A 1,348-nucleotide genomic window follows, 5' to 3' on the forward strand; every position below is an offset into this window, starting at 1 on the left:
GGGACCTCCCCCCGGGTGGTGGACACCCTGACGCCGACCCCGGTGGGGGTCGGGAGAGGGTGACCGATTATGGTGATGAAGGTCTATTCGCCCGAGTTCAAGGCCGATGCCGTGGCCCTGTTCCACTCGGACCCCGATCTCACGATCGCGCAGACCGCGCGTGACCTGGGGATCAATGCGGAGACCCTGCGGAACTGGATCCGCGCCGACCGCGCCCGCGGCGGCAGCACCACCGGCATGACCAGGAAGAACGTGACCAGCACCACCCCGGCCTCCGAGGCCACCCGCGAGGAGCTCGAAGCCCGCGTCCAGGCCCTGGAAGCCGAGCTGAAGGCCGCCCGCAAGGAGAACGCCACCCTCGCCACCGAGCGGGACATCCTGCGCAAGGCGACAAAGTTTTTCGCCTCAGAGATGACCTGGTAAGCCGCTGCCGGTTCATTGAGGATCATCGCGAGGCCTACCCGGTCCAGCGGCTGTGCCAGGTCCTCGACGTCCGCCGCTCCAGCTACTACAAGTGGCGCCAGGGCCGTGAGGCCCGCGCCGCGCGGGAGCGCGAAGACGCGGCCCTGGCCGAGAAAATCACCACCATCCACGCCGAGTCCGACCAGGCCTACGGGGCTCCGCGCATCACGGCCGAGCTCCGCGACACGCACGGCATGGAGATCAACGAGAAGAAGGTCGCCCGCGTGATGCGCAAGTTCCGCATCATCGGCACGCACCTGCGCAAGAAGGTCCGCACAACTGTGCCCGAGCCGTCGGCGACGCCGGTCCCGGACCTGTTCAAACGGGACTTCACCGCGCCGGAGGCGAACCTGAAATACATGGGCGATGTGACGTATCTCCCCGTCAAGGACGGCGAGTTCCTCTATCTCGCCACGGTCATCGACTGCTTCTCCCGCCGCGTGGTGGGCTGGTCGATCGCCGACCACATGCGCACCGACCTGGTCGCCGATGCACTGACCATGGCCGCCGCGACCCGCGGCAGCCTGGCCGGCGCGATCTTCCACAGCGATCACGGAGCCCAGTACGTGTCGCGTCAATTCGCCGACCTCTGCGCCGAGTTGGGTGTCACCCAGTCCATGGGTGCGGTCGGCACGAGCGCGGACAATGCCGCCTGCGAGTCCTTCCACGCCTCCTTGAAACGGGAGATCCTCAAGGGCTCCCGCCGCTTCGCCGGAGCGGACATCTGCCGGCGGACGGTCTTCCGCTGGCTCGCCCGATACAACACCTGGCGCCGACACTCCGCCAACGGACAGCTCAGCCCGGTCGACTACGAGCGGCGATCGAGTACGCTCGAACTCGCCGCATAACAGGATGAAACGGTGTCCACTCGTCGGGTGGAAGTCCC

The 1,348-nt window shown here is 67.4% G+C and carries 1 protein-coding gene; it reads left to right on the forward strand.

All coding sequences use genetic code 11. The features are described from left to right. The first annotated feature begins 69 nt into the window (after positions 1-69). A protein-coding gene (locus tag ACFY16_RS43115) for an IS3 family transposase (protein WP_390652691.1) occupies positions 70-1,310 on the forward strand; the annotation gives its coding sequence in 2 pieces (ribosomal slippage) (positions 70-406 and positions 406-1,310; 1,242 coding nt in all). Positions 1,311-1,348: the final 38 nt, after the last annotated feature.

It is taken from the genome of Streptomyces sp. NPDC001315 (genome assembly GCF_042896175.1).
GTDB lineage: Bacteria > Actinomycetota > Actinomycetes > Streptomycetales > Streptomycetaceae > Streptomyces.